At 64.3% G+C, this 23153-nt stretch carries 25 protein-coding genes, 1 tRNA gene and 2 pseudogenes; 16 read left to right on the forward strand and 12 right to left on the reverse strand.

Annotated features, from left to right (window positions below; genetic code table 11):
• Positions 1-76: 76 nt before the first annotated feature.
• The 7 genes and pseudogenes from ACZZZM_RS12845 to ACZZZM_RS12875 form a co-directional block, all read right to left on the reverse strand.
• Positions 77-526 (reverse strand): MarR family winged helix-turn-helix transcriptional regulator, encoded by a 450-nt coding sequence (locus tag ACZZZM_RS12845; RefSeq protein ID WP_463595483.1) that lies wholly within the window; start codon positions 524-526, stop codon positions 77-79.
• 428 nt (positions 527-954) lie between these two features.
• Positions 955-2364: a coniferyl aldehyde dehydrogenase gene (locus tag ACZZZM_RS12850; RefSeq protein WP_463595484.1), complete on the reverse strand. Its 1410-nt coding sequence runs from the start codon at positions 2362-2364 to the stop codon at positions 955-957.
• 3 nt (positions 2365-2367) lie between these two features.
• The gene (locus tag ACZZZM_RS12855; protein WP_463595485.1) at positions 2368-3102 is read right to left on the reverse strand and encodes an SIMPL domain-containing protein; all 735 of its coding nucleotides are present in this window, start codon (positions 3100-3102) and stop codon (positions 2368-2370) included.
• A gap of 1 nt (position 3103) precedes the next feature.
• Entirely contained in the window at positions 3104-3319 is a 216-nt protein-coding gene (locus tag ACZZZM_RS12860; RefSeq protein ID WP_463595486.1) for a hypothetical protein, read from the reverse strand.
• Positions 3316-3729, reverse strand: a pseudogene (locus tag ACZZZM_RS12865) (SIMPL domain-containing protein); the annotation flags it as partial. The gene ACZZZM_RS12860 and the pseudogene ACZZZM_RS12865, both read right to left, overlap by 4 nt.
• A gap of 13 nt (positions 3730-3742) precedes the next feature.
• Positions 3743-4507, reverse strand: coding sequence for a prepilin peptidase (locus ACZZZM_RS12870; protein ID WP_463595487.1), 765 nt, complete (start codon positions 4505-4507; stop codon positions 3743-3745).
• Entirely contained in the window at positions 4494-4754 is a 261-nt protein-coding gene (locus tag ACZZZM_RS12875; RefSeq protein WP_463595488.1) for a hypothetical protein, read from the reverse strand. Before ACZZZM_RS12875 ends, ACZZZM_RS12870 begins: the two co-directional genes overlap by 14 nt.
• An 86-nt stretch (positions 4755-4840) precedes the next feature.
• Between ACZZZM_RS12875 and ACZZZM_RS12880 the strand changes: the two genes are divergently transcribed.
• The gene (locus ACZZZM_RS12880; RefSeq protein WP_463595489.1) at positions 4841-6028 is read left to right on the forward strand and encodes an acetyl-CoA C-acyltransferase; all 1188 of its coding nucleotides are present in this window, start codon (positions 4841-4843) and stop codon (positions 6026-6028) included.
• Between the two features lie 2 nt (positions 6029-6030).
• On the opposite strand, the gene ACZZZM_RS12885 is transcribed toward ACZZZM_RS12880, so the two are convergent.
• From ACZZZM_RS12885 to ACZZZM_RS12895, 3 genes and pseudogenes are all read right to left on the reverse strand, one after another.
• Positions 6031-7239, reverse strand: a complete 1209-nt coding sequence (locus ACZZZM_RS12885) for an alginate export family protein (RefSeq protein WP_463595490.1) — start codon at positions 7237-7239, stop codon at positions 6031-6033.
• A 56-nt stretch (positions 7240-7295) separates the two neighbouring features.
• Positions 7296-8663 (reverse strand): annotated as a pseudogene (locus ACZZZM_RS12890) (cation:proton antiporter).
• Positions 8664-8947: 284 nt separating this feature from the next.
• Positions 8948-9037: transfer RNA gene (locus ACZZZM_RS12895), tRNA-Ser, on the reverse strand.
• A gap of 133 nt (positions 9038-9170) precedes the next feature.
• Between ACZZZM_RS12895 and hspQ the strand changes: the two genes are divergently transcribed.
• On the forward strand, positions 9171-9551 hold the full coding sequence (hspQ, locus tag ACZZZM_RS12900; RefSeq protein ID WP_463595491.1) for a heat shock protein HspQ: 381 nt from the start codon (positions 9171-9173) through the stop codon (positions 9549-9551).
• Positions 9552-9567: 16 nt separating this feature from the next.
• Here hspQ and ACZZZM_RS12905 read toward each other — a convergent pair whose 3' ends face one another.
• Positions 9568-10431: an alpha/beta fold hydrolase gene (locus ACZZZM_RS12905; RefSeq protein WP_463595492.1), complete on the reverse strand. Its 864-nt coding sequence runs from the start codon at positions 10429-10431 to the stop codon at positions 9568-9570.
• A gap of 18 nt (positions 10432-10449) precedes the next feature.
• On the opposite strand from ACZZZM_RS12905, the gene ACZZZM_RS12910 reads away from it, so the two are divergent.
• From ACZZZM_RS12910 to ACZZZM_RS12970, 13 genes are all read left to right on the forward strand, one after another.
• Positions 10450-11802 carry a protein adenylyltransferase SelO family protein gene (locus ACZZZM_RS12910; RefSeq protein ID WP_463595493.1) on the forward strand — a complete coding sequence of 451 codons (1353 nt, stop codon included), beginning with the start codon at positions 10450-10452 and terminating at the stop codon, positions 11800-11802.
• A 59-nt stretch (positions 11803-11861) separates the two neighbouring features.
• Positions 11862-13277 (forward strand): succinylglutamate-semialdehyde dehydrogenase, encoded by a 1416-nt coding sequence (astD, locus tag ACZZZM_RS12915; RefSeq protein ID WP_463595494.1) that lies wholly within the window; start codon positions 11862-11864, stop codon positions 13275-13277.
• A gap of 323 nt (positions 13278-13600) precedes the next feature.
• Entirely contained in the window at positions 13601-13816 is a 216-nt protein-coding gene (locus ACZZZM_RS12920) for a YdcH family protein (protein WP_463595495.1), read from the forward strand.
• Positions 13817-13906: 90 nt separating this feature from the next.
• Positions 13907-14542: a Bax inhibitor-1/YccA family protein gene (locus ACZZZM_RS12925; RefSeq protein ID WP_463596442.1), complete on the forward strand. Its 636-nt coding sequence runs from the start codon at positions 13907-13909 to the stop codon at positions 14540-14542.
• Between the two features lie 5 nt (positions 14543-14547).
• A complete protein-coding gene (locus ACZZZM_RS12930) occupies positions 14548-14847 on the forward strand; it encodes a TFIIB-type zinc ribbon-containing protein (protein WP_463595496.1) in 300 nt (99 codons plus the stop codon).
• Positions 14848-14919: 72 nt separating this feature from the next.
• On the forward strand, positions 14920-16215 hold the full coding sequence (locus tag ACZZZM_RS12935) for a glycoside hydrolase 5 family protein (RefSeq protein ID WP_463595497.1): 1296 nt from the start codon (positions 14920-14922) through the stop codon (positions 16213-16215).
• Positions 16216-16282: 67 nt separating this feature from the next.
• Positions 16283-17068 carry a uroporphyrinogen-III C-methyltransferase gene (gene cobA / locus ACZZZM_RS12940; protein ID WP_463595498.1) on the forward strand — a complete coding sequence of 262 codons (786 nt, stop codon included), beginning with the start codon at positions 16283-16285 and terminating at the stop codon, positions 17066-17068.
• Positions 17065-17361, forward strand: a complete 297-nt coding sequence (locus ACZZZM_RS12945) for a DUF2849 domain-containing protein (RefSeq protein WP_463595499.1) — start codon at positions 17065-17067, stop codon at positions 17359-17361. Before cobA ends, ACZZZM_RS12945 begins: the two co-directional genes overlap by 4 nt.
• A gap of 1 nt (position 17362) precedes the next feature.
• On the forward strand, positions 17363-18997 hold the full coding sequence (locus ACZZZM_RS12950) for a nitrite/sulfite reductase (RefSeq protein ID WP_463595500.1): 1635 nt from the start codon (positions 17363-17365) through the stop codon (positions 18995-18997).
• Complete coding sequence (locus ACZZZM_RS12955) at positions 18990-19445, forward strand: DUF934 domain-containing protein (RefSeq protein WP_463595501.1); 456 nt, start codon at positions 18990-18992, stop codon at positions 19443-19445. Before ACZZZM_RS12950 ends, ACZZZM_RS12955 begins: the two co-directional genes overlap by 8 nt.
• Complete coding sequence (locus tag ACZZZM_RS12960; RefSeq protein ID WP_463595502.1) at positions 19438-20211, forward strand: phosphoadenylyl-sulfate reductase; 774 nt, start codon at positions 19438-19440, stop codon at positions 20209-20211. The genes ACZZZM_RS12955 and ACZZZM_RS12960 overlap by 8 nt, the downstream gene beginning before the upstream one ends.
• Positions 20212-20271: 60 nt before the next feature.
• On the forward strand, positions 20272-20487 hold the full coding sequence (locus tag ACZZZM_RS12965) for a hypothetical protein (RefSeq protein WP_463595503.1): 216 nt from the start codon (positions 20272-20274) through the stop codon (positions 20485-20487).
• A 121-nt stretch (positions 20488-20608) separates the two neighbouring features.
• A complete protein-coding gene (locus ACZZZM_RS12970; RefSeq protein ID WP_463595504.1) occupies positions 20609-20935 on the forward strand; it encodes a hypothetical protein in 327 nt (108 codons plus the stop codon).
• A 161-nt stretch (positions 20936-21096) separates the two neighbouring features.
• Here the strand turns inward: ACZZZM_RS12970 and ACZZZM_RS12975 are convergent, their stop codons facing one another.
• Positions 21097-22587 (reverse strand): replicative DNA helicase, encoded by a 1491-nt coding sequence (locus tag ACZZZM_RS12975; RefSeq protein ID WP_463595505.1) that lies wholly within the window; start codon positions 22585-22587, stop codon positions 21097-21099.
• A gap of 82 nt (positions 22588-22669) precedes the next feature.
• Here ACZZZM_RS12975 and ACZZZM_RS12980 point away from each other — a divergent pair, with 82 nt between their 5' ends.
• Entirely contained in the window at positions 22670-23152 is a 483-nt protein-coding gene (locus ACZZZM_RS12980) for a UPF0262 family protein (RefSeq protein ID WP_463595506.1), read from the forward strand.
• The last annotated feature ends 1 nt before the right edge of the window (position 23153 follow it).

The following is a 23153-nucleotide window of genomic DNA, read 5'->3' on the forward strand; positions in this document are numbered from 1 at the left end:
GAAATCCTCCTCATGGGCATTGGTCGGTTCGCCTGGGGAGGGCGCGGGAGCGATTAGGCCAAGCAAGCGGGCAGGATCAACCCCGCGCGTCGATCGCCTCGACTGCCGCCTCAATGCGATCGAGCATCGCCTGGAGCTGCATGCGCTCGGCCTGGCTGAATTCCGCGAAGATCCGCCGTTCCAACTCAAGCGCCTTGGGCGAGACCTGCTCGTAAAGCGCCCAGCCCTCCTGGCTCAGCGTCAGCAGATGCGAACGCTGGTCCTCGGGATTGCTGGCCCGCGCGATCAGCCCGCGATCAGCCAGCGCGATTGCCGCGCGACTGACCGTGACCTTGTCCATCCGCGTGCGCCCGCACAGCGCTTGCTGGCTCATATTGCCGCCCTCCGCGAGCACCGCGATCAGCCGCCACTCGGGAATTCGCAGACCGAACAGCGTACGATACGCGCTCGCCACCGCGTCCGAGACGGCGTTGGACGCAATCGAGAGGCGATAGGGCAGGAAGGCATCGAGTTTTAGATCGGACATGACGCCACCGTGCTGCCACTCGTCGCTTGTTGCAACTGACAACGATGTCCGGTTGCGTTTTCTGCAATGATATCGGTATCATTACGCACTTGCACAATTATCCGCTGCGCTGCACAAAGATCGGGCCTTTCAGGCATCCTCTCCTAAAACTTTTCATGGCCGCCCTCCGGGGCGGCCTTTTTTTTTCGCGGCGGGCCAAGCGATAGCGAAGCTGTTGCCAGCCTCAAGCCGCACGGCCGCGGCGCCACGAGCGCCGACCGACGGTGTGGCTTTGCCATGCCGAACCCCGCCTACCTTTCCACTGTCACCCCGGACTTGTTCCGGGGTCAAGCGGGCGGCAAGCGATGCGATCGAAGCTCGATGAAAGTCTATGTCCGCGCCCTGGACCCCGGAACAAGTCCGTGGTGACAAACGGGCCGGGCACCATCCTACCCCTTCATCTGCCGCGCCACACTCGCCCGCGTCTTCTTGCCATAAGGTGGCTTGAGTCCCGCCAGCCCCGCCACGTCGATCCGCGGCTGCCTGTACACGCTCTTGGCATGGCTGAACGTGCGATACCCGATTTCGCCATGGTAGGCGCCCATCCCCGATGGTCCTACCCCGCCAAAGGGCAGTTCCTCCTGGCTGATGTGGAAGATCACGTCGTCGATGGTGACTCCGCCCGAGATCGTCCGGTCGAGCACACGGCGACGCTCGTCACCATCGCTGCCAAAATAATAGAGCCCCAGAGGACGATCGCGTCGGTTCACTTCCTCGATCGCACCCTCGAGCGTCTTGTAGGTCCGCACCGGCAAGATGGGGCCGAAAATCTCCTCCTGCATCACCGTCATGTCGTCGGTGGGGTTGCGGACGATGTGGAGCGGCATCTTGCGCGAATTGGTCGCGTTGAAATCCTCCTTGGCCGGATTGACTGCGATCACCTCGGCGCCGCGTGCGCGGGCATCGTCGATCCAGGTGGTCAGCCGCTGGAAATGCCGGTCGTTGATGATCGCGGTATAGTCCGGGTTGCTGAGCAAAGTCGGGTACATGGCGGATGCCGCCGCAGTCAGCCCGGCGACGACCTCGGCCTCTTTTTCCTCGGGCACCAGCATGTAATCGGGCGCCAGGCAGATCTGCCCCGCGTTCATCATCTTGCCGAGCGCCACCCGCTCGGTCGCCCGCGCAATATCGGCCGAGCGCCCCAGGATCACCGGCGATTTGCCGCCCAGTTCGAGCGTCACCGGCGTCAGATTGTCTGCCGCGGCATGCAGGATGTGCCGGCCGATCCCGGTAGCGCCGGTGAACAGAAGGTGGTCGAAGGGCAACCCGGCAAAGGCTTTCCCCACCTCCGGCCCGCCGCTGACGAACGCCAATTCCTCGACCGCGAAATACTTCGCCCCAAGCTCTTCGAACAAAGCCGCCACCATCGGCGTAAATTCGCTCGTCTTGACCATCGCGCGGTTACCGGCGGCAAACACGCCGGCGAGCGGGCTCATCACCAGCTGGACCGGGAAGTTCCACGGCGCGATGATCCCAACCACGCCCTTGGGTTGCGTCTCGATCCATCCGCGCCCGCCGAGCAGGCCGAGTGGAAACAGCACCGGCTTCCTCTCGGGCTTCATCCAGCGTTTTACATGCTTGAGCGCATGCTTGAGCGGCGCCACCGATGCGGCGATGTCGGTGAGCATCGATTGCTCGCGGCTGCGATGCCCGAAATCCTCCGAAAGCGCGTCGCACAGCCGGTCGGCATTGTCCGAAACCATCGCGATCGCGCGCTTCAGCCGGTCGCGGCGCGCCTCCAGCGAGACGGGAAGCTCGGCCATGAAGGCCTTGCGCTGGCGTTCGAGAATATCCTGCATGGCTCAGCGCTCGATCTGGTAGGTGAGGGTCAGCACGACAGCGGTGCTGACGGGCGCGGGCGTAAGCGGCACTTCTACGCGCGGCGAAGACCCGTATGATGCACGCGCCAGCGCCGCACTGCCCTCCCCATAATATCTGCCGCCATTGGGATCGGAAACCCGGATCAACGGGCCGAGCGTCACGCCGGTGGCACGCGCCACCGCCTCGGCCTGCTTCTTTCCATCCGCGACTGCCTCAGCCATCGCGCGTTGCCGCGCCGCCTCGGGATTGCTGATCCAGAATCCGGTCAGCGAGACATTGCTTGCGCCGGCCTTGGCCGCGACGCCGCTCAGGGTGCCGGCCAATTCCGCGCCTTTGAAGCGCAGAACGACGGTCATGGTCGCGCTATAGCCCTGCAGCGCGCACGCGCCGTCCGAAGCTTGCGGCACATGGTCATAGGCCGCGGCGCAGCGCGGTCCGCGCAATTCGCCGATCTGCATGGTGCCGGTGGTGGCTTTGCCGCTGCCGCCGATCGCCTGTTCGATCGCGGCCTTCTTCACGGTCATCGCCCGCACCGCATCATCGGAGGTCGGGCCTTCGCCGCGCACGATATAGGTGATGCCGGCCATGTCGGGCGGCGTCTCCACCGATCCGGTGCCCGAAACCTGGATGGTCCGCGGCGCCTGGTCCTGCGCCGCCGCGAGGCCCGGCAACACCGCCATCAGCAATCCTGCCCCGGCTATCCAGCTTGCCCGCATGTCATTCCCTCCCCGCTTCCGCGCCGCTTGCCTCGATCAAGACGATCCGATTGCCATCGGGCACCGCCTGTCTCGGCGCGATCATCACCCACCACGTCCAGCCTGCCAAGGCCAACATCACGCCGAGCGGCAATTTGGTGCTCGCCGTGCTCCAGCGACATGGGAAGCTCGGCCTGAATGGGTTGCCCTGGGGTTCGAGGAATTCCTGCATGCTCATCGCAGGATCTCGAAGACCAGCGTGAGCTGAACACTGGTCTTCACCGGTGCAGGGTTTATTTCGACAGTGACCGGTCGCGGAGGACGGCCATTGGCCGACACTCGCTGCAGTGAATCCTCAGCCGTAAAAACATAGCCCTGGCCATCGATCCTCGATGCGGGATCGACGACGCGCAGCAACGGCCCAAGCCGGGCGCCCGATGCACTCGCAATCGCCTCCGCCTGCTCCTTGCCGTTCGCCACTGCGCGCGCCGCCGCGAGCCGGCGAGCGGCGTTCGCATCGATGGGGCCAAAGTTCTCCACTTCGACGTCGCTTGCACCCGCCCGCGCCGCAAGCCCGACCAGGGTTCCCGCAGCCGTCACCGGAGTAGCATCCAGCGCCACGTCGATCGTCGCAATATACCCGATTACTTTAGGTGCGTAGCTATATCAGCGGGCGAAGCGCCATTGCCACCCACCCGATGAACGCCGCCGCCGCGAGCAGGGTCCCGAGCGGCAATTTGTCGGTCCCAGAGACCCCAGCTCCCGAGACATGCTTCGCCGCGATGGCGCAAAGTCCGACTATGCAAGCCATCAGCAGCACGGCGGGCAGCATATTCCAGCCCAGCCAGATCGCGATGCCCGCAAATAATTTAGGATCGCCTGCCCCCAGTCCCTCGCGGCCGCGGATCGCCCGATATCCCAGCCGTACGGCCTCCAGCGAAGCAAAACCGATCAGCCCGTTGAGCAGGATCAATTCGGGGAAATCGCCGTATAGCAGCCACATCGTCGCGGCACCGGACAGTGCCAATGCCCCGGTGAGGAGATTGGGCAGCCACAGCGCCCGCCAATCCAGCGCGCCGAGCGCCAGCAGCTGCCAGCCGAAGACCGCAAAGGCCGCACCCATCCAGCCCGGCTGCAGCCATCCCGCAAGCAACCCAATCGCCAGCCCCAGCAATTCAATCGTCGGATGCAAGACGGATATTCGCTCTTCACACCCCCGGCATCGTCCGCGTTGCACCAAATAGCTCAGCACCGGCACCAGCTCGTGCGGCCCCAGCACCTTTCCGCACCCGTCACATTCGGAGCGCCCCCGCGCTACACTTCGCCCTTCCGGCCAGCGGATCGCGACGGTGACGATGAAGCTGCCGAGCAGCAGCCCGAGCAGCCCCAGCCCCGCCGGCCAAAGCCAAGCTTCAATCGGCGTCACGCGGCGCGCGCTTGCGGATCAGATAGCGATAGACGCCGAATGCGTTGATCCAGAACAGCACCAGATTCTGGGTCCATAAAGGCTCGTCGCTCGAAAGCAGCGCGCCGGTGATCCAGGCGATGCTCGAGGTGACGAACAGCGCAAACCCCCAGCCGGTCACGCGCCGGCCATTGTCCAGCGAAACCATGAAACAGGCGATGATGCCGCTGATCGAAGCGTACCATTTGCAGATGTCGACGAATGTCATGCGGGCCTTTCCTGCGGGCTGGCAGCGGCTTTTGCAAACCGCCACGCGAGTCACTAGATCGCGCCCAACACATCAGGGGATCAAAAATGTCCGCCGACCAGATCGTCATCGCATCCTATGCCCGCACGCCGATGGGCAGCTTTCAGGGCTCGCTCACCGACGCCAGCGCCACCGATCTCGGCGCGGCCGCGGTCGGCGCGGCAGTGGAGCGTGCGGGGCTGAAGGGCGATGCGGTCGAGCGCATCTATATGGGCTGCGTGCTCCCCGCCGGGCTTGGCCAGGCCCCCGCGCGCCAGGCGGCGCTAAAGGCCGGACTTCCTTCGCATATAGAGGCGACCACGCTCAACAAGATGTGCGGATCGGGCATGCAGGCGGCGATCATGGCCGCCGAAGCGCTGGCTGCGCACTCGATCGACTTGATCGTGGCGGGCGGCATGGAGAGCATGACCAACGCGCCCTATCTGTCGATGCGCCACCGCAGCGGTGCCCGGATCGGCCATGATGTGATGAAGGATCACATGTATCTCGACGGGCTTGAGGACGCATATGAGCCCGGCCGGCTGATGGGCAGCTTCGCCGAGGAGACGGCGCAGGAATATCAGTTCACTCGGGGCGCGCAGGACGATTACGCAATCGCCAGCCTGGAGCGTGCGCAGAAAGCGCAGAAATCGGGCGCATTCGATCGCGAAATCGTGCCGGTCGAAGTGAAGGGCCGCAAGGGCATGACCACGGTCAGCCAGGACGAGCAGCCCGCCAAGGGCGACGCCTCCAAGATCCCTACGCTCAAGCCCGCATTCTCGAAGGATGGCACGATCACTGCCGCCAATGCCTCGTCGATCTCGGACGGTGCGGCGGCGCTGGTGATGACGCGCATGTCGGTTGCCGAAAGGCTCGGTCTCACACCGGTGGCGCGCATCGTCTCGCATGCCGGTCATGCCCATGCCCCCTCGCGCTTCACCACTGCACCCGTCTTCGCGATGCGCAAGGCGCTGGAAAAGGCGGGCTGGCAGATCGGCGATGTCGATCTGTTCGAAGTCAACGAAGCGTTCGCCTGCGTGGCGATGATCGCGATGCACGATCTCGGCATTCCGCATGACAAAATGAACATTCACGGCGGCGCGACGGCGCTCGGCCACCCGATCGGCGCCAGCGGCGCGCGGGTGATGGCGACGTTGCTCTCGGCCCTGGAGACCACAGGCCAGAAGCGCGGCCTCGCCTCGCTGTGCATCGGCGGCGGCGAGGCGACTGCGGTGGCAGTGGAACTGCTGGACTGAGGCTAGAGGCTCCAGTCCAGCTGCAACCATCCCTTGTCGGTATCGGTCGCGAAGGCGCCTGCGCGGTAATGCGCATAGCGGGCGGATAATGTCGCCCGCCCGCGCTTGACGCTCGCCAGCAGGTCTATCTCGTCGCCATAACGCAGCCGTAACCGATCGCTGGCGAAGCGATGATAGGTCGCGGAGAGCGTGATGGCATCGAGCCCGCCGACTTTCTTCCAGCCATAGCCGGCGCTGCCATACAGGTCGCGCAGACCATTGGGCGGAGTCGTGCCGAACTTTCCGGCCCAGCCGTTCCATTTGAAATAGGAAGCGAGCGGCGTCTGGACGCTGGTCAGGGCTGCGCCCTTGTCGGCGCCGAGAACTTCATAACCGGCGGTCGCGGTGAAGCCCTTGGCGGCAAGGCTCAGCTCGCCGAGAAAATAATCGGCTGAATAGTCATTGGGGTTGCGATGATAGTCGCTCTGCCGGGCCCAGCTGGCTGCATAGCCGAGCTTCACATTCCTGCTCAGGGGTGTCGAGCCGGCAAAGCGCACGCCATAGGTCTGGCTCGACAGCCGGAACCCCTGCACCGCGGCCTGATCCTGATCGACCAGATAGGCGAAGCCAGTCAGCGTCCCTGCCTTGGTGGCGTAATTGACCAGCGCGAACACACTGTCGCCGCCGATCGCCTGGGGCCGCGCGCCAGTTCCGTTGCGGCCGTTCACTGTCAGGGCGTTTCGCGCATAAGTGAGATCCGCGCCGAACCCGAGCGACTTGCCGATCTGCATCCGCAGCGCATCGAAGGTCTGCTCGTTCTGGCGCCAACCCGCCGAGCCGACGAAGCGCTGGTCGGCAAGCTCGACGCGCTGCCGCCCGGCGGTCAGCGCCAAGCCATCCTTCCGCGCATAACGGATCTGCGCGCGGTTAAGCTCGAAATTGGCTGGATCGACGACCAGCGGATAGGCCAGCTTGCCATTGGTGCCGCTGTTATAATTCTCGATCACCGCCAGTGTCGCCTCCGCCTCGGCGAGCGCCGACCACTCGCCGCTTGCCGCCGTCACGCCGGGGCGGACGCGCAGAGTGAGCGCATCGCCGTCGCGCGCCAGCCCATCCTGGTCGATTTGCTCGTAGCGCAGGCGAACGTCGGCGCTGGGCTTTAGGGTCACGTTCTGAGCATGGGCAGTCCCGCCGATCAGCAGTCCCGCCAAAATGAGCGGCGCGGTTCGCATTCCACGTCTCCTGAAAAGATGTGCCCCGCCGATGCGCGGCGGGGCACAAGGAGGGATCAGGCGGCGGCCATGCTGCCCGGCACGGCATCGAGTTCGCCGGTTTCGCGGGCTCTCTTGCCATAGACCGCCTCGAACAGCGGGGTCGCCATCACGGTGGTGACGATCGCCATCAGCACCAGCATCGAGAACAAGGTCGGGCCGATAATGCCCTTTTGCAGCCCGATATTGATGATGATCAGCTCCATCAGCCCGCGCGAGTTCATCAGCGCGCCGATGCCCAGCGCGGTGCGATTGTCTTCGCCCGAAAGCCGCGCCGCCGCCCAGCATGCGCCGAACTTGGCGACCACCGACACCGCCAGGATACCCAGCGCGATCAGCAGCAGCGAAACCGAATTGACCATGTCCATCCGGGTGTTGAGCCCCGAATAAGTGAAGAACATCGGCAGCAGCAGCACGACTGCCAGCGGCTCGACCTTCTTCTTGAGCTCCTCGACAAACAATCCACGCGGCATGCACACGCCCATCAGGAAGCCGCCGAAGATCGCGTGGATCCCGATCGCGTCCATAATGAAGGCGGAGGTACAGAACAGCATCATCGTGACGGCGAGCATCTGCGTGGTCATCTCGCCCTTTTCCTCGACCATGCGACCGAGCGGCGCGAGCAGCTTGCGGCCGAACAGCAGCATGAAGGCGGTGTACAGGATGGCCCCGCCGATCGCGATGACGGCCACGCCGGCCCCTGCGCCGAAAGTGGCGAGTACGATCGCCAGAACGCACCACGAAACCGCATCGTCGAAAGCGCCTGCCGTCAGCGACAAGGTGCCAAGCGCGCTGTTGGCCAGGCCGCGCTCGTTGATGATCCGCGCAAGCATCGGGAAAGCGGTGAGCGCAATGCACGCGCCCATGAACAGCGTCGCATTGCCCTGGCTGATCCCGGGCGTGAACAGCCCCGGCACGGTAAGCAAAAAGGGCGTGATCACCGCGGCAAGCAGGAACGGCGCGGCGATGCCCGCCGCCGAGACCGCAGCGGCGCTCCTTGCCTTGGACTGGAAGTGATCGAGCTGCAGCGTCAGGCCGACCATGAACATGTAGAGCCCCACGCCGAGCTGAGCGCCAACATAGAGGACGTTGCGGGTCTCCTTGGGGAAGATCGCAAGCTGGAGATCGGGAAAGAGCAGACCGAACAGCTACGGCCCGAGTACGACGCCCGCAATCATCTCACCGACGACCTGGGGTTGGCCCAGAAACTTCTGCCCCAGCCATCCGACGACGCGGCAGGCGAGGATGATCACCGCGAGCTGGAGGAAGAAATGGATGCTGTAATCGCTCGGTGCGTAGCTCTTGAGCGCGTTTACCGCGGGCCCGTGCGGCGCGAGGACATCCCCCAACGCCCGCCACGCATCGTTGATCAATTCCATCAGCATCCCAGTCCCCCTCAACGCGATTATTTCGATGAGGGAGCCGCGAAGTGCGGAGGGCGGCAAGGGCAAATAGCTGCCCTACCCGCGGATTTCGCGAACCGGACATGTTTAGCAACATATAGGCGGAAATGTAGGTACTTCGCTACATGACAACGCGGACAATCTAGACATGTAGGCGCAAAAAATGCGACCGTTGGTAGCAGCTAAATCGTGTCGAGGCTGTGGGTTGGGAGGCGATTCGCGGAGCGACAAGCTGCGATCAGACCCGCGTCAGGCGGGTAGGACCATGGCGGAGAGGGTGGGATTCGAACCCACGGTGAGCGTTAACCCACGCCGCATTTCGAGTGCGGTACATTCGACCACTCTGCCACCTCTCCGCGAGGTCATAAGATGCCGTCTGAGGAATTCCCGAAGCGGCACCGGTCGATAGAGGGCGGGCCTCTAGCGCAATGAATTGCGGCCCGCAAGCGCAGTCCTTGTGCGACGCGGCGGAAACATTAGATTAGGTGCATGACGCACCCTGTCGAACCTGCGATCCCCTATGAAGCGTCGGTCCCGATGCCGCCGGTAGCCACTGCGCGCTTCGCGATCGGCGATGTCGTCAAGCACCGCCTGTTCGAGTTTCGCGGCGTGATCTTCGATGTCGATCCGGTCTTTGCGAACAGCGACGAATGGTATGAGGCGATCCCCGAGGACGTCCGTCCGCGCAAGGACCAGCCCTTTTACCATCTGCTCGCCGAAAATGCCGAATCGAGCTACATCGCTTATGTCAGCCAGCAGAATCTGGTGGTCGACGACAGCGAGGATCCGGTGGACCATCCGGCGATCGACGGGTTGTTCGATGGCTATGCCGCCGGGCGCTACAATTTGAAGCGCGAGCACCGGCACTAAACCTGCCGGTCTCGGGTCAGACGCGAGCCAGAAGCCGCTCGATCCCCGCAAACGCTTCGGGCTCGTCCAGGGTCGGCGCGTGCCCGATCCCCGGCACCGTCACCAGCTCCGCGCCTTTGACGCGCTTGACCATCTTCGCCGCCACAGCCGCGCTCAATATGTCCGATCGCTCGCCGCGCACCACCAGCAGCGGCTTGCCCTGCAGCGCGTCCACCGTCGGCCACATATCGGCCGCGGTCTCGTTGCCGGGCACGCGGAATGGCTCCGCGATCTTCATGTCGTAATCGAGCACGATCCGCCCCGAGCTGTTTACCTTGTACAGCCGCTTGGCCATGCGCAGCCAATCCTCGATGCCGAAATCGGGATAGACGTCGGCATTGCCCTCGGCGACTGCGCGCGCCGCATGCATCCAGGTCGGGTGCCACACGCCCTTGCCCACATAAGTCCGGATCCGCGCCAGCCCCGCCGCGTCGATCTCGGGCCCGACATCGTTGAGCACCACGCCCGCCAGCCGCTGCGCGCCCGTCCCTGCCAGCAGCATCGTTACGATTCCGCCCAGCGACGTGCCGATCGCCACGAACCGATCGATCTTCTGGTCCGCGAGCAGCCCCTCGACATCCTGCAGATAGGCAAGCGGCACATAGCTCATCGGATCCTTGGCATAGGCGCTTTCGCCCCGGCCGCGGAATTCGACCAGGATCACCCGCCATTCGCCCGCCAGCCGCTCGGCAAGCAGCTCGTAATCGCGGGCGTTGCGCGTCAGGCCCGGGAAGCACAGAATCGGCGGCTTGTCCGAGGGGCCGGCATAATCGCGATAATGGAGCCTCAGCTCGTCGCGCGACCACCAAAACCCATCTGTGTAGTTGCGCCGCTCACTCATCGCTCCCCATATCGCTTCATGCTCTTCACTCCGCAACACGCCATCGACCAACTTGGCGACGAATTCGCCGATCCGGTTTCCGCCGCGAGCTTTCCCAAGACGATCCTGCGCTTCCGCAACGATCGCGCCGCCGCACAGATCGGCCTGGAGGGCCTGAGCGACGCCGAATGGGTCCGCCATTTCGGGCGTTTCGAGCCGCTGCCGGGCGCCCAGCCCCGTCCGCTAGCGCTGCGCTATCACGGGCATCAGTTCCGCGTGTACAATCCCGAAATTGGCGACGGCCGCGGCTTTCTTTTCGCGCAGATGCTCGACAAAAACGGCCGCCTGATGGATCTCGGCACCAAGGGTTCGGGCCAGACGCCCTATAGCCGCTTCGGCGACGGCCGCCTGACCCTCAAGGGCGGCATCCGCGAAATCCTCGCCACCGAAATGCTCGAGGCACTGGGCGTAGAGACATCGCGAACCTTCTCGCTGATCGAGACGGGCGAGGAGCTACACCGCGGCGATGAGCCCTCCCCCACCCGCTCGGCGGTGATGGTTCGCCTCAACCACGGCCACATCCGCATCGGCGTGTTCCAGCGGCTGGCTTATTTCCAGGATACCGAGAACCTCGCCAGGCTCACCGCCTATGTCCTGGGCCATTATTATGGCGAGGAGGCCGGCGACGACGCCCCCCAGCGCCTGCTGACCCTCGTCGCCCAGCGCACCGCCCGCCTCGCCGGTCAGTTCATGGCGGCCGGCTTCGTCCACGGCGTGCTTAACAGCGACAATATCAACGTCACCGGCGAAAGCTTCGATTACGGCCCGTGGCGCTGGACCCCGACCTGGGACCCAGCCTTCACTGCCGCTTATTTCGATCATGCCGGGCTCTATTCGTTTGGCCGCCAGCCCGAGGCAATCTTCTGGGACGTGATGCAGCTCGCCAGCTCGCTGCGGCTGATCTGCGACGAAGCGCCGTTGGTCGAGGCAATGGACCTTTTTGCGCCAACCTATCAGCGCGAAGTAACCGCCGCAGTCCTCTGGCGCCTGGGCCTCAATCCGCGTACCCCCGAGCAGGACCGCGCGCTCGTCCAGTCGGTGGAGCGCGCCCTTACCGCCACCCGGGCCCCGCTCGACCTCTTCTATTACGACGCATTCGGCGGAGAGCTCCCCGAAATCTATGGCGAGCCCTTCGCCGAGCTCCGCGCGCAAGTCGCTGGCTACGAACCCCGCAAGCCGCGCGACCATGAATATTGGCGCGATACCGAGCCCTGCTCGATGCTGATCGACGAAGTCGAGGCGATCTGGGCCCCGATCGCCGAACACGACGACTGGACCGCGCTCAACGCCAAGGTCGCCTCGATCCGCAGGATGGGCGAGGCTCTGGCATAGCCACCGAATTTCGTGCAAGAGCACGCAAACTTCTCTCGGGGCGCCGACACCTAGACCAAATGGCCGGACACGAAATCATCTCGACCGAACCCGCGACGGGCGCCGTCCTGTGGCGTCAGAAGTCCGGAGACGCAGACGTGGAGGTCGCGCATGCACGCCGCTCCTGGGCGGAATGGGCCGCGCGTCCGCTGGCCTATCGAATCGAGGCGCTGCGCCGCTTCGCCAATGTCGTCCGGCAAAAGGCCGATGCATTTTCGGATCTGATCGCTCGCGAGACCGGCAAGCCACTCTGGGAAGCGCGTGGCGAAGTCGAGACGGTGATCGCCAAGGTCGATATTTCGGTCACTGCCTTTTCCGAACGCACCGGCCAGCGGCGCATCGATGCGCCGATGAACACGCGCCTTGCGCTCCGCCACAAGCCGCATGGTGTGCTCGCGGTGCTTGGCCCCTATAATTTCCCGGCGCATTTGCCCAACGGTCACATCGTCCCGGCTTTGCTTGCCGGCAATGCCGTGGTGTTCAAGCCTTCGGAAAAGACCCCCGCCTCGGGCGCATTTCTGGTCGATTGCTTCCATGCCGCGGGCATCCCGGAGGGGTGCGTCCGCCTGCTTATCGGCGGCCCGGACGAGGGCAAGGCTCTCGCCGCGCATCCCGATATCGACGGGCTGCTGTTCACTGGCTCCGCCAATACCGGCATCGCGCTCAACCGGCAGTTCTCCTCACGCCCCGAAAAGATCCTCGCGCTCGAAATGGGTGGCAACAACCCCATCGTGGTGTGGAACACGCCCGATCTCTATTCGGCCGCGGTCCTGGTGGTGCAATCGGCGTTCACCAGCGCCGGCCAGCGCTGCACTGCAGCGCGGCGGCTTATCGTCGACCAGAATCTCTACGATCCGCTGATTGCCGAGATCAACAAGCTGATCGGCCGCCTGATCATCGGCGAACCGCATGCCGACCCCGCGCCGTTCATGGGTCCCGTGATCGACAACGACACTGCCGACATGCTCACCGAGAGCTTCCTCGCGCTTTCCACCATGGGCGGCCGTCCGCTGCGCCATATGGAGCGCCCGATCGACGGACGACCCTTCATCACTCCCGGCATGATCGACATGACCAACGCCAATGAGAAGGTCGATGTCGAGCTGTTCGGCCCGATCCTCCAGGTCTTCCGGATCGATACCTTCGAGCAGGCGATCGCCGAGGCGAACGACACGCGCTATGGCCTCTCCGCCAGCCTGGTGAGCCAGGATCCCAAGCTCTACGATCAGTTCTGGGCGAACATCCGCGCCGGCATCGTCAACTGGAACCGCCCCACCAACGGCGCCTCCTCCTCCGCCCCCTTCGGCGGCATCGGCTGGTCGGGCAACCACCGCCCCAGCGCCTATTACGCCGCAGATTACTGCGCCTACCCCGTTGTGTCCTCGGAAGCCGATAGCGCGAGAGCCGCAATCGGCCTGGGGCTGAGGGACGCCTGATTTTTGATCCTCCCGGGACGGGGAGGTGGCGGCCGCAGGCTGACGGAGGGGGCTCTCCACCGGCGAATCACATGCGGCACGCCCCTCCACCAGCTTCGCGGCGCCACCTTCCCGCATCGGGCAGGCTGATCCCCCTTGAAACCCCCACGCCCCGCCCCTATCCTTGAATCTGCGGGACCGGGCCCCTCTGGCGGCGGCTGAATAGCCATCGTGATGTCGGACCGCATCGAGCGTGCTCGGTGCAGGTTTGGACGGTTTGGCCCCCTCCTTCCCCACCAGACCCACCGGGCCGCTCGATCGATGCAATATCGATGGAGCCGTGTATGTCCGAACTTATCCAGCGCCTGATCGCCGCGCACCACCTGCTCAACCATGAAATCCGCCGCGAACTCGCGCGCCGCCTCCCCGACAGCATCCGGCTCGCCCGGCTGAAGAAGGAGCGGCTGGCGATCAAGGATCGTCTGTTCCGTCATTTCCCCGATGCGGCCGAAATGCGCCGCGTCGCGCGCGGCGTCATCCGCCGTGCCCGCACCGCTTAGGAGAACTTCCCCTTGGAAAACCTGTCACAATTTAATCGCACTGCCGCCGCTGGCACGCAGGCCCGGTTCGATGCGGGCCTGCGCAGCTATATGCTGGGCATCTATCGAAACATGGGCATCGGCCTCGCGATCACCGGGCTCGTCGCCATGGGCGTGGCGAGTTCGCCCGCGCTCGTCGCCCTGATCTTCGGCACGCCGCTCAAATGGGTGGCGATGTTCGCGCCGCTCGCCTTCATCTTCTTTTTCACGTTCCGCATCGAGCGGATGAGCACTGCCGGCGCTCGTATGGCCTTCTTCGCCTTCGCGGCGGTGATGGGCGTGTCGATGGCCAGCGTCTTCCTGGTCTTCACCGGCACCAGCATCGCCATGGCATTCTTCACCGCCTCCGCGATGTTCGCCGGGCTGAGCCTGGTCGGCTACACCACCAATCGCGACCTGACCGGCATGGGCAATTTCCTGTTCATCGGCCTGATCGCCGTGATCGGTGCCAGCCTCGTCAACCTCTTCATCGGCTCGAGCATGCTCCAGATGGTGCTGTCGGTCGTCGGCGTGATCGTGTTCGCAGGCCTCACCGCCTGGGATACGCAGCGTCTGAAGAGCGAATATCTTGCCTATGGCCGCAGCGAAGCCGCGGACAAGATGGCAATCATGGGCGCGCTGTCGCTCTATCTTAACCTCATCAACATGTTCCAGCTGCTGCTGAACCTGATGGGCGAGCGGGAGTAATCGATATGAGCAGCTTCATTTGTCCCGTCGACGGCGCCACTTTGGTGCCGGTCGAACGCTCCGGCATCGAGATCGACCATTGCCCCACTTGCCGTGGAGTGTGGCTCGATCGCGGCGAGCTCGACAAGATCATCGAGCGCTCCGCGGCGCAGGCCCCGGCGCCTGCCCCCGAGCCCTATCGCGAAAGCCGCGGCGAACCCTATCGCGAGCAGCGCCCGCAATATGACAGCCGCGGCCATCAAGGCGGCTACGGCCACCACCCGCACAAGAAGCGCAAGTCGTTCTTCGAGGAATTGTTCGACTAGCCCATGTACGCCCCGCCGCTTCCCAAGCGCGGCGGGGCGGCTATGCTACCGCTAACAAGGCGGGAGAGCAGCATGGTCACACGTAGAACGATCCTCGGCGCAGGCGCAGCGCTCGCCGCTTTTCCCGCCTCTGCCGCGGCTCCAGATCCCTTCATCCGCCGCAAGGGCACCGCCCTCACCCTCGACGGCAAGCCCTATCGTTTCGCAGGCGCAAACCTCTGGTATGGCCCATGGCTCGCCGCCCGCCCTGATTTCGGCGACCGCGCCCGCCTCGCCCGCGAGCTCGACGCGCTTGTCGCGCTCGGCGTCACCAATCTCCGCATCCTCGCCTCGGCCGAGACCTCACCGCTCAAGAACGCGGTCAGCCCGGCCTTCCGCACCCCCGGCAATGCCTGGAACCCCGATCTGATCGACGGCCTCACACACCTTCTCGCCCAGATGGAAGCACGCGGCATGCGAGCCGTGCTCTACCTCACCAATTTCTGGGAATGGTCGGGCGGGATGATGACCTATCTCACCTATGTGAACGGCGGAAAGTTCATCGACATGAACGATCCCGCACACCCCTGGCCCGAATTCGCCGACATGACTGCGCAGTTCTACGCTAATTCTGAGGCCGTAAAGCTCTACCACGATTATGTCGCCTCGATCGTCAAGCGATACGCCGGCATCCCGACGATCATGGCCTGGCAGCTCGCCAACGAGCCCCGCCCCGGCGGCAGCGACAAAGTCGCGGTGCCGCTGCTGCCGGCATATTATGGCTGGATCGAATCTACCGCGAAGCTGATCAAATCGCTCGCCCCCAACCATCTCGTCTCGACCGGCAGCGAAGGCCTCAAGGGCTCGATCGAACGCGCGGAAGTCTATAGCAAGGCCCACGCCTTTTCCGAGATCGATTACGTCACTGCGCACATCTGGCCGCTCAACTGGTCCTGGGTCAGCGCCAAGGACATCCCCGGCACGCACGACAACGCCACCGCCAAAGTCGCCGAATATCTGAGCCAACACGAAGCCCTCGCCGCCGAACTCGGCAAGCCCCTCGTCGTCGAGGAATTCGGGTACCCCCGCGACGGCGGCGGCTACGATCCCGAGGCTTCGACTTTGTATAAGGATCGTTACTACCAACAGATCTACGCCGCGGTGGAGGCCAGCGTGAAGGCCGGCGGCCCGATTGTCGGTTCCAATTTCTGGGCATGGAACGGCGAAGGCCGCGCCACGCATCCGGACTATCGCTTCAAATCGGGCGACACCGCCTGGCTGGGCGACCCTCCGCACGAGCCCCAGGGATGGTACGGCGTGTTCGACACCGACACGACCACCAGGGCGATCATCAAGGAACACGCCCAAGCGCTGGCCGACGCGGGATAGTTTCGCTACCCCAGCCCCAAGCAACCTTGGATTGAAGCACACCCCTGCCGGGCGCATCTCCCGTGCCATGGCTACGCTTCTAGATCCGAGCGCCCGCGGGCGCGTAATCCTAGTCGGCGCAGGCCCGGGCGATCCCGGTCTGCTCACCGTCCGCGCAGTCGAAGCGCTCAAGCAGGCCGACGTCCTCGTCCATGACGGTCTCGTCGATCCGCGCGTGCTCGATATGGCGCCCCAGGCGCATCGCATCTCGGTCGCCAAGCAGCGCAACCGCCACACGCTCCCCCAGGATGCGATCAACGCCCTGATCGTGGCGCATGTGAAGACCGGTGCGATCGTCGTGCGGCTGAAGGGCGGCGACCCGTTCATCTTCGGCCGCGGCGGCGAGGAAGTGGAAGCCGTGCGCGCGGCCGGCTTGCCCGTCGAAGTCATCCCCGGCATCTCCGCCGCGATCGGTGCAGCCGCTGAGGTCAATATGCCGCTCACGCACCGCGACTGGTCAAGCGCCGTCAGCTTCGTCGCCGGCCAATGCAAGGGCCTCAAGGATCAGGACTGGTCGGGCCTCGCCGGCAAAGGCCGCACGCTCGTCATCTATATGGGCGTCGCCACCTGCCCCGATATCGCCGACAAGCTCATGGCCGACGGTGTCGCGCCTGACATGCCGGTAGCGGTGCTCGAGCGCGGCACCCTGGAGGGCAGCCGCGCGCTGCGTACCCTGCTCGCTGATCTCGGCCCGATGGTCGAGCGCGAGACGGTCAAGAGCCCGGCGATCATCGTCGTCGGCGAAGTTACGCTCCTCGCCGATGCCGAGGACAAGCTCATGGCCTTTGCCCGCACCGCGGAGGCGATGGCGTGAAGATCCTCACCGGCAACGATTTGCCCACCGGCGACGTAATCTGGTGGACCGGCACCGGCTGGTCGCGCCATGTCGAGGACGCAACCGATGTTGGCGAAGGCGGGGAGGCCCTAGCGGCCGAGGAAACCGGCGCCCGCCGCGTCAACGGCGCGTACGTGATCGACGCGACCGAAACCCCCGAAGGCCCCCGCCCCGCCCACATCAAGGACCGCATCCGCGCCTTGGGGCCGACGGTGCGCCCCGATCTCACGCTCAAACCAGCCGATCCCAATGCCGGCAACTGGGTGATCTGAAATGTACCGCTACGACAAATATGACCAAGCGATCGTAGACGCCCGCGTCGATGAGTTCCGCGACCAGGTCGCCCGCCGCCTTTCGGGCGCGATGAACGACGACCAGTTCAAGCCGCTCCGGCTCAAGAACGGTCTCTATCTCCAGCTCCACGCATACATGCTGCGCGTCGCCATCCCCTATGGCACGCTCGACAGCCGCCAGATGCACATGCTGGCGCACATCGCGCGGAAATACGATCGCGGCTACGGCCATTTCACTACGCGCCAGAACATCCAGTATAACTGGATAAAGCTCGAGGAAGCGCCCGACATTCTCGCCGAGCTGGCGACGGTCGAGATGCACGCGATCCAGACCAGCGGCGAGAGCATCCGCAACGTCTCCTCGGATCAATACGCCGGCGCCGCGGCCGACGAGATAGCCGATCCGCGCCCCTGGGCCGAGCTGATCCGCCAAGCGACCACTTTCCACCCCGAATTCAGCTACCTGCCGCGCAAGTTCAAGATCGCGCTGACCGCCGCCGAGGAAGACCGCGCCGCGATCCGCCTTCACGATATCGGCCTCAAGCTAGTGCTGAACGAAGCGGGCGAGCAGGGCTTCCAAGTCTATATCGGCGGCGGCATGGGCCGCACGCCCTTCGTCGCGCCGCTGATCCGCGAGTTCCTGCCCGCCCAGCATCTTTTCAGCTATTGCGAAGCCGCCCTGCGCGTCTGGAACCGCTGGGCCCGCCGAGACAATATCCACAAGCAGCGCATCAAGATTCTCGTCCACGAACTGGGTGCGGAGGAATTCACGCGTCAGGTCGAAGCCGAATGGCAGGAAATCCTGCCCAATAATTCCGACGTCCCGATGGCCGAATATGACCGCATCGCCGCCTATTTCACCGATCCCGCCTTCGAGGTCAGCCCCTCGGAGGAGATCGACCGCAGCGACCCTGACTTCGCGCTCTGGGTCGATCAGAACGTCGTCGCCCACAAGGCGCCCGGCTATGCGATCGTCAACATCAGTCTCAAGCCCACCGGCGGCATCCCCGGCGACGCGACCGCGGACCAGATCGACCTGATGGCCGATCTGGCGGAACGCTACAGCTTCGACGAGCTCCGCGTCACGCATGCCCAGAACATCGTCCTGCCTCACGTCCGCAAGGCCGATCTCTATACCCTGTGGCAAAAGCTCGACGCAGCCGGGCTCGCCCCCGCCAATCTCGACCTGATCAGCGACATCATCGCCTGCCCCGGCCTGGATTATTGCAGCCTCGCCAACGCCCGCTCGATCCCCGTCGCGCAAAAGATCGCGACGCGCTTCGCCGATCTCGGCCGCCAGCGCGAGATCGGCGAGCTCAAGCTCAAGATCAGCGGCTGCATCAATGCCTGCGGCCATCATCACGCCGGCCATATCGGCATCCTCGGCGTCGATCGCAAAGGCACCGAGAATTACCAGCTCCTGCTCGGCGGATCGGGCGCGGAAGATGCCAGCCTCGGCAAGATCACCGGCCCCGGCTTCAACGAGGACGGTATCGTCGACGCCGTCGAGAAGGCCACCGACGTGTATCTGCGCGAACGCAGCGAAGGCGAACGCTTCCTCGACACCTATCGCCGCATCGGCGTCGAGCCCTTCAAGGAGGCGATCTATGGATAATCCAGTATCTTTGTCGGCGAACGCCGACAGGCTGCTCCGCTTCCGCGACGACGCCGTCCACGAAGAACCCGCAGTCAGCCTCGATGCCTTTCTCGACCAGGACCAGGCCACCGCCGTCCGCATCGAGGCGGGTGAGGACGCACGCCACCTCATCCCCCATCTAGCCCGCGTCCAGCTGGTCGAGATCGACTTCCCGCGTTTCCGCGACGGTCGCGGCTATTCCTCCGCCAAGATCCTCCGCGAAGCGGGCTACATGGGTGAAATCCGCGCCGCAGGCGACGTGCTGGTCGATCAGATGCTGTTCATGCGCCGCGTCGGGTTCGACAGTTTCGCACCCGAAGCGCCGGTGGACGCCGAAGCGCTCGAACGCGCATTCTCGCGCTACGAATTCTTCTACCAGCCGGCTTCGGACGAAGCGGTGCCGGTGTGGAAGCTCCGCCATGGCTGAGGCTGTGCGCAAGATTACGAGAGAGATCGATCGCATCGACGTTGCGCCGCGCTTCACGGCGCAGGACGCCATCCGGCTCAACAACATGTTCCGCGGCACCGGAACGCAGGATCTGCTGCGCGCCGTGCTGGGTGATCACATGCTCGGCGATGTCGCGCTCGTCTCGTCCTTCGGCGCCGAATCCGCGGTGCTGCTCGATCTCGTCGCTTCGGTCGATCCCGGCGTCCCCGTGCTCTTCCTCGATACCGGCAAGCATTTTGCCGAAACGCTCGCGTATCGCGATCTGCTCGCACAGCGCCTCGGCCTCAACCTCCGGATCATCCGCCCCGATCTTGAGCAGATCGAGGCCCGCGACGCGACCGGCCTGCGCTGGTCCTACGATCCGGACGGCTGCTGCGAGATCCGCAAAGTGCTGCCGCTCGAAAAGGCAATGACAGGCTTCGACGCCAGCATCACCGGCCGCAAGGCGCACCAGGCGAGCACCCGCAATGCGCTGCCCCGCTTCGAGATCGATGAAGACCGCCTCAAGTTCAATCCGCTCGCCGATTGGACCCGCGAGGATATCGCCGCTTATTTCGTCGCGCACGATCTCCCGCCGCACCCGCTGGTCGAGAAAGGCTATCTCTCGATCGGCTGCGCGCCGTGCACTTCGATCGTCAAGCCGGGCGAAGACCCGCGCTCGGGCCGCTGGGCGGGTTGGGATAAGACCGAATGCGGCATCCACACGCCCGTCGAAGACGGCGCCGCGGATCAGCCTTCGTTCTGAACTCTAGACGGCGTAGCTGCGCACTGTAGGCTGGCATTCGTCTAGCTACAGGAATGATCGATGCAGAAGCCCAGCCAATGCCCCAAATGCGCGGGATCGTTCACCGAAGGCTTTATCGTCGACGAAACTCATGGCGCGCACGGCGTGGCCTCATGGGTCGAGGGGCAGCCCGCCAAGAGCTTCTGGACCGGGATCAAGATCCCCGGTGAGAAAATTGCGATCCGCACCTGGCGCTGCAATCGCTGCGGCTATCTCGAGAATTACGCGGCCGACTGACGTTCTCCGCGGCAAAAGCCGTCTCTCTCCAGTGATTTGCGTACTTGCGGACGGCGCGCATTGAGCTAGCCTGTCCCCTGCCGCCGGTCGCATCGACCGGAAGAGCGAGTGGAGGATGAGGATGGAACGCGCCGAAAAGGAGCAGGCAATCCGCCTGCACGAATGTCTCGATTTCATCGGCCTGCGCGCGCAGGCGACCTCGGTGGGCCTGCTCCAGCTGTGCGCCGAACTGGTCGCGGTCGGCGTGCTCGACAATGCCGCGGTCGAGCGGATCAAGCATGCGATCCGCAAGGACATCACCGTTTCGCGACGTGGCAAATATGGTCAGAACGAATTCGAAGAAACGCTGCGCAAGCGGCTCGATTCGGTGTTCCCTACCTGCGAAGCACCGTGCGCCGGCCCGGTCGGCACTGCCGACGACATGCGCGATGCGATGCAAGTGCAGTAAGCAGTGATTGCACTGTAGGATTTGATTTGCTCGAAGATGCGCGGCCGCACTGGCCCGCTCTTTGACGCCGTCAATTTCCTGCCATTCCGAGCGCAACTAAATTACCCGCTCGCGTAACGGAATTGCCGAAACCACGGGAAAACTGTGAAGCTAAGCTCGAATCAATAGCCCGGCGCGAGATCGCTGAACTTCGTGAACTGACGGTCGAATCGCAGATCCACAGTGCCCGTGGCACCGTGGCGCTGCTTGGCGATGATCACGCTGGCCTTGTTCGCCACCTGCAGCTGATGGTCCTGCCAAGCCTGGTATTTGGCGATCTCGTCGGCGGTTGAATTGCCGTCCACCGCCTTGGGCGCCTTGAAATCGTGATAATATTCGTCGCGATAGACGAACAGTACGATGTCCGCGTCCTGCTCGATCGATCCCGATTCGCGAAGGTCCGATAGCTGGGGGCGCTTATCTTCGCGGCTCTCCACCGCACGGCTGAGCTGCGAAAGCGCCAGCACCGGCACGTTGAGCTCCTTCGCCAGCGTCTTCAGCCCCCGCGAAATTTCCGAGATTTCCTGCACGCGTCCGTCGCCCGAGCTCTTGGCCGAGCCGGTCAGCAGTTGGAGGTAATCGACAACGACCATGCCGATCTTGTGCTGGCGCTTCAGCCGCCGCGCGCGCGTGCGCAGAGCCGCAATGGTTAGGCCCGGCGTATCGTCGATAAACAAGGGCAGCCGCTCGATATCGCCTGACGCGCGCGCGAACTTCTGGAATTCGGGCGCGGAGATATTGCCGGTGCGCAGTTTCTCGGACGAAATCTCGGACTGCTCAGACAGGATACGCAGCGCCAGCTGATCGGCCGACATTTCGAGGCTGAAGAACGCGACCGGCGCGCCGATCGATTTCTCCTCGGCAATCCCCGCTTCCATGTCGTCCATCCAGCGCTTGGCGGCGTTGAATGCCATGTTGGTCGCGAGCGAGGTCTTGCCCATGCCTGGGCGCCCCGCGAGGATCAGCAAGTCCGATCGATTGAGGCCGCCGGTCATCGCATTGAAGTCGGTCAGGCCCGAGGTCACGCCCGAGACACTGCCGCCCGAGTTCATCGCCCGCTCGGTGTTGCGCACCGCCATCGTCGCGGCGCGCAGGAAGCTCTTGGCGCCCGTGTCTTCGCCCCCGGTCTCGGCGACTTCGTAGAGCTTGAGCTCTGCCTTCTCAATCTGCTTGGCTGGGTTGATATCCTCGCTGGTGTCGAGCGCCGAATCGACCAAATCCCGGCCCACGGTCACCAGCGCGCGTAGCACCGCAAGGTCATAGACCTGATCCGCGAACGCCCGTGCGCCGATCAGGCTGGCGGGATTGCCGGTGAGCTGGGCCAGATAGGCTGGTCCACCCAATTCCTTCATCGCCGCATCGTTCACGAACAGCGGGCGCAGCGTAACCGGTGTCGCCAGCCTATTGTCGCCCACCATGGTCGCGATCATGTCGTAGATCCGGCCGTGCAGGGGCTCGAAGAAATGCTCGGGCCGCAGCTTCTGGAGAACGTCCTCCGCCACGCGGTTGTCGATCATCATCGCGCCGAGCAAAGCCGCTTCCGCCTCGATGTTCTGGGGCAGCTGCAACCCTTCGGGAGCTTCGGGAGTCGGAAAGGGTATCGGCTGGGCCATACAATTCGCTTCGCGCATGCGCGCCGATTCGGCAATCGCGCATGCTTGTGGAAAGCGTTGATTGGCCGCAAAGCACGCCGGTATGGCCGACCCGCGCATCATCGACGTGACTCTCGACGAGCGCACGATTCTGTGGCGCTCGGCCGATATCGAGCAGGAGCGCCGGATCGCGATCTTCGACTTGCTTGAGGAGAACCGCTTCGCACCCCAGCGCCAGCACGCGGACGGCTATGCTGGCCCGTACCGGCTGCACCTGAGCGTCGAGGAAGGCCGGCTCGCGCTGGAGATTCGCCGCGAGGACGGATCGCCGCTCGAGACTTTGGTCCTGGGGCTCGCGCGCTTCCGCCGGCCTATCCGCGATTATTTCGCAATCTGTGACAGCTATTATCAAGCGATTCGCAACGCCACGCCCGCGCAGATCGAAACCGTCGATATGGCGCGCCGCGGCATCCACAACGAAGCGGCCGAGCTGCTCAGGGAACGGCTGGAGGGCAAGATCGACGTGGATTTCGATACCGCCCGGCGGCTGTTCACCCTGATCTGCGTGCTGCACATCAAGGGTTGAG

It is taken from the genome of Sphingomonas sp. AC522 (assembly GCF_979258125.1).

Bases quoted from the DNA above. Each gene is read 5' to 3' on its own strand.
- ACZZZM_RS12845 (WP_463595483.1), bottom strand. From the start codon at position 526: ATGTCCGATCTAAAACTCGATGCCTTCCTGCCCTATCGCCTCTCGATT.
- ACZZZM_RS12850 (WP_463595484.1), bottom strand. From the start codon at position 2,364: ATGCAGGATATTCTCGAACGCCAGCGCAAGGCCTTCATGGCCGAGCTT.
- ACZZZM_RS12855 (WP_463595485.1), bottom strand. From the start codon at position 3,102: ATGCGGGCAAGCTGGATAGCCGGGGCAGGATTGCTGATGGCGGTGTTG.
- ACZZZM_RS12860 (WP_463595486.1), bottom strand. From the start codon at position 3,319: ATGAGCATGCAGGAATTCCTCGAACCCCAGGGCAACCCATTCAGGCCG.
- ACZZZM_RS12875 (WP_463595488.1), bottom strand. From the start codon at position 4,754: ATGACATTCGTCGACATCTGCAAATGGTACGCTTCGATCAGCGGCATC.
- ACZZZM_RS12880 (WP_463595489.1), top strand. From the start codon at position 4,841: ATGTCCGCCGACCAGATCGTCATCGCATCCTATGCCCGCACGCCGATG.
- ACZZZM_RS12885 (WP_463595490.1), bottom strand. From the start codon at position 7,239: ATGCGAACCGCGCCGCTCATTTTGGCGGGACTGCTGATCGGCGGGACT.
- hspQ (WP_463595491.1), top strand. From the start codon at position 9,171: ATGACGCACCCTGTCGAACCTGCGATCCCCTATGAAGCGTCGGTCCCG.
- ACZZZM_RS12905 (WP_463595492.1), bottom strand. From the start codon at position 10,431: ATGAGTGAGCGGCGCAACTACACAGATGGGTTTTGGTGGTCGCGCGAC.
- ACZZZM_RS12910 (WP_463595493.1), top strand. From the start codon at position 10,450: ATGCTCTTCACTCCGCAACACGCCATCGACCAACTTGGCGACGAATTC.
- astD (WP_463595494.1), top strand. From the start codon at position 11,862: ATGGCCGGACACGAAATCATCTCGACCGAACCCGCGACGGGCGCCGTC.
- ACZZZM_RS12920 (WP_463595495.1), top strand. From the start codon at position 13,601: ATGTCCGAACTTATCCAGCGCCTGATCGCCGCGCACCACCTGCTCAAC.
- ACZZZM_RS12925 (WP_463596442.1), top strand. From the start codon at position 13,907: ATGCTGGGCATCTATCGAAACATGGGCATCGGCCTCGCGATCACCGGG.
- ACZZZM_RS12930 (WP_463595496.1), top strand. From the start codon at position 14,548: ATGAGCAGCTTCATTTGTCCCGTCGACGGCGCCACTTTGGTGCCGGTC.
- ACZZZM_RS12935 (WP_463595497.1), top strand. From the start codon at position 14,920: ATGGTCACACGTAGAACGATCCTCGGCGCAGGCGCAGCGCTCGCCGCT.
- cobA (WP_463595498.1), top strand. From the start codon at position 16,283: ATGGCTACGCTTCTAGATCCGAGCGCCCGCGGGCGCGTAATCCTAGTC.
- ACZZZM_RS12950 (WP_463595500.1), top strand. From the start codon at position 17,363: ATGTACCGCTACGACAAATATGACCAAGCGATCGTAGACGCCCGCGTC.
- ACZZZM_RS12955 (WP_463595501.1), top strand. From the start codon at position 18,990: ATGGATAATCCAGTATCTTTGTCGGCGAACGCCGACAGGCTGCTCCGC.
- ACZZZM_RS12960 (WP_463595502.1), top strand. From the start codon at position 19,438: ATGGCTGAGGCTGTGCGCAAGATTACGAGAGAGATCGATCGCATCGAC.
- ACZZZM_RS12965 (WP_463595503.1), top strand. From the start codon at position 20,272: ATGCAGAAGCCCAGCCAATGCCCCAAATGCGCGGGATCGTTCACCGAA.
- ACZZZM_RS12970 (WP_463595504.1), top strand. From the start codon at position 20,609: ATGGAACGCGCCGAAAAGGAGCAGGCAATCCGCCTGCACGAATGTCTC.
- ACZZZM_RS12975 (WP_463595505.1), bottom strand. From the start codon at position 22,587: ATGGCCCAGCCGATACCCTTTCCGACTCCCGAAGCTCCCGAAGGGTTG.
- ACZZZM_RS12980 (WP_463595506.1), top strand. From the start codon at position 22,670: ATGGCCGACCCGCGCATCATCGACGTGACTCTCGACGAGCGCACGATT.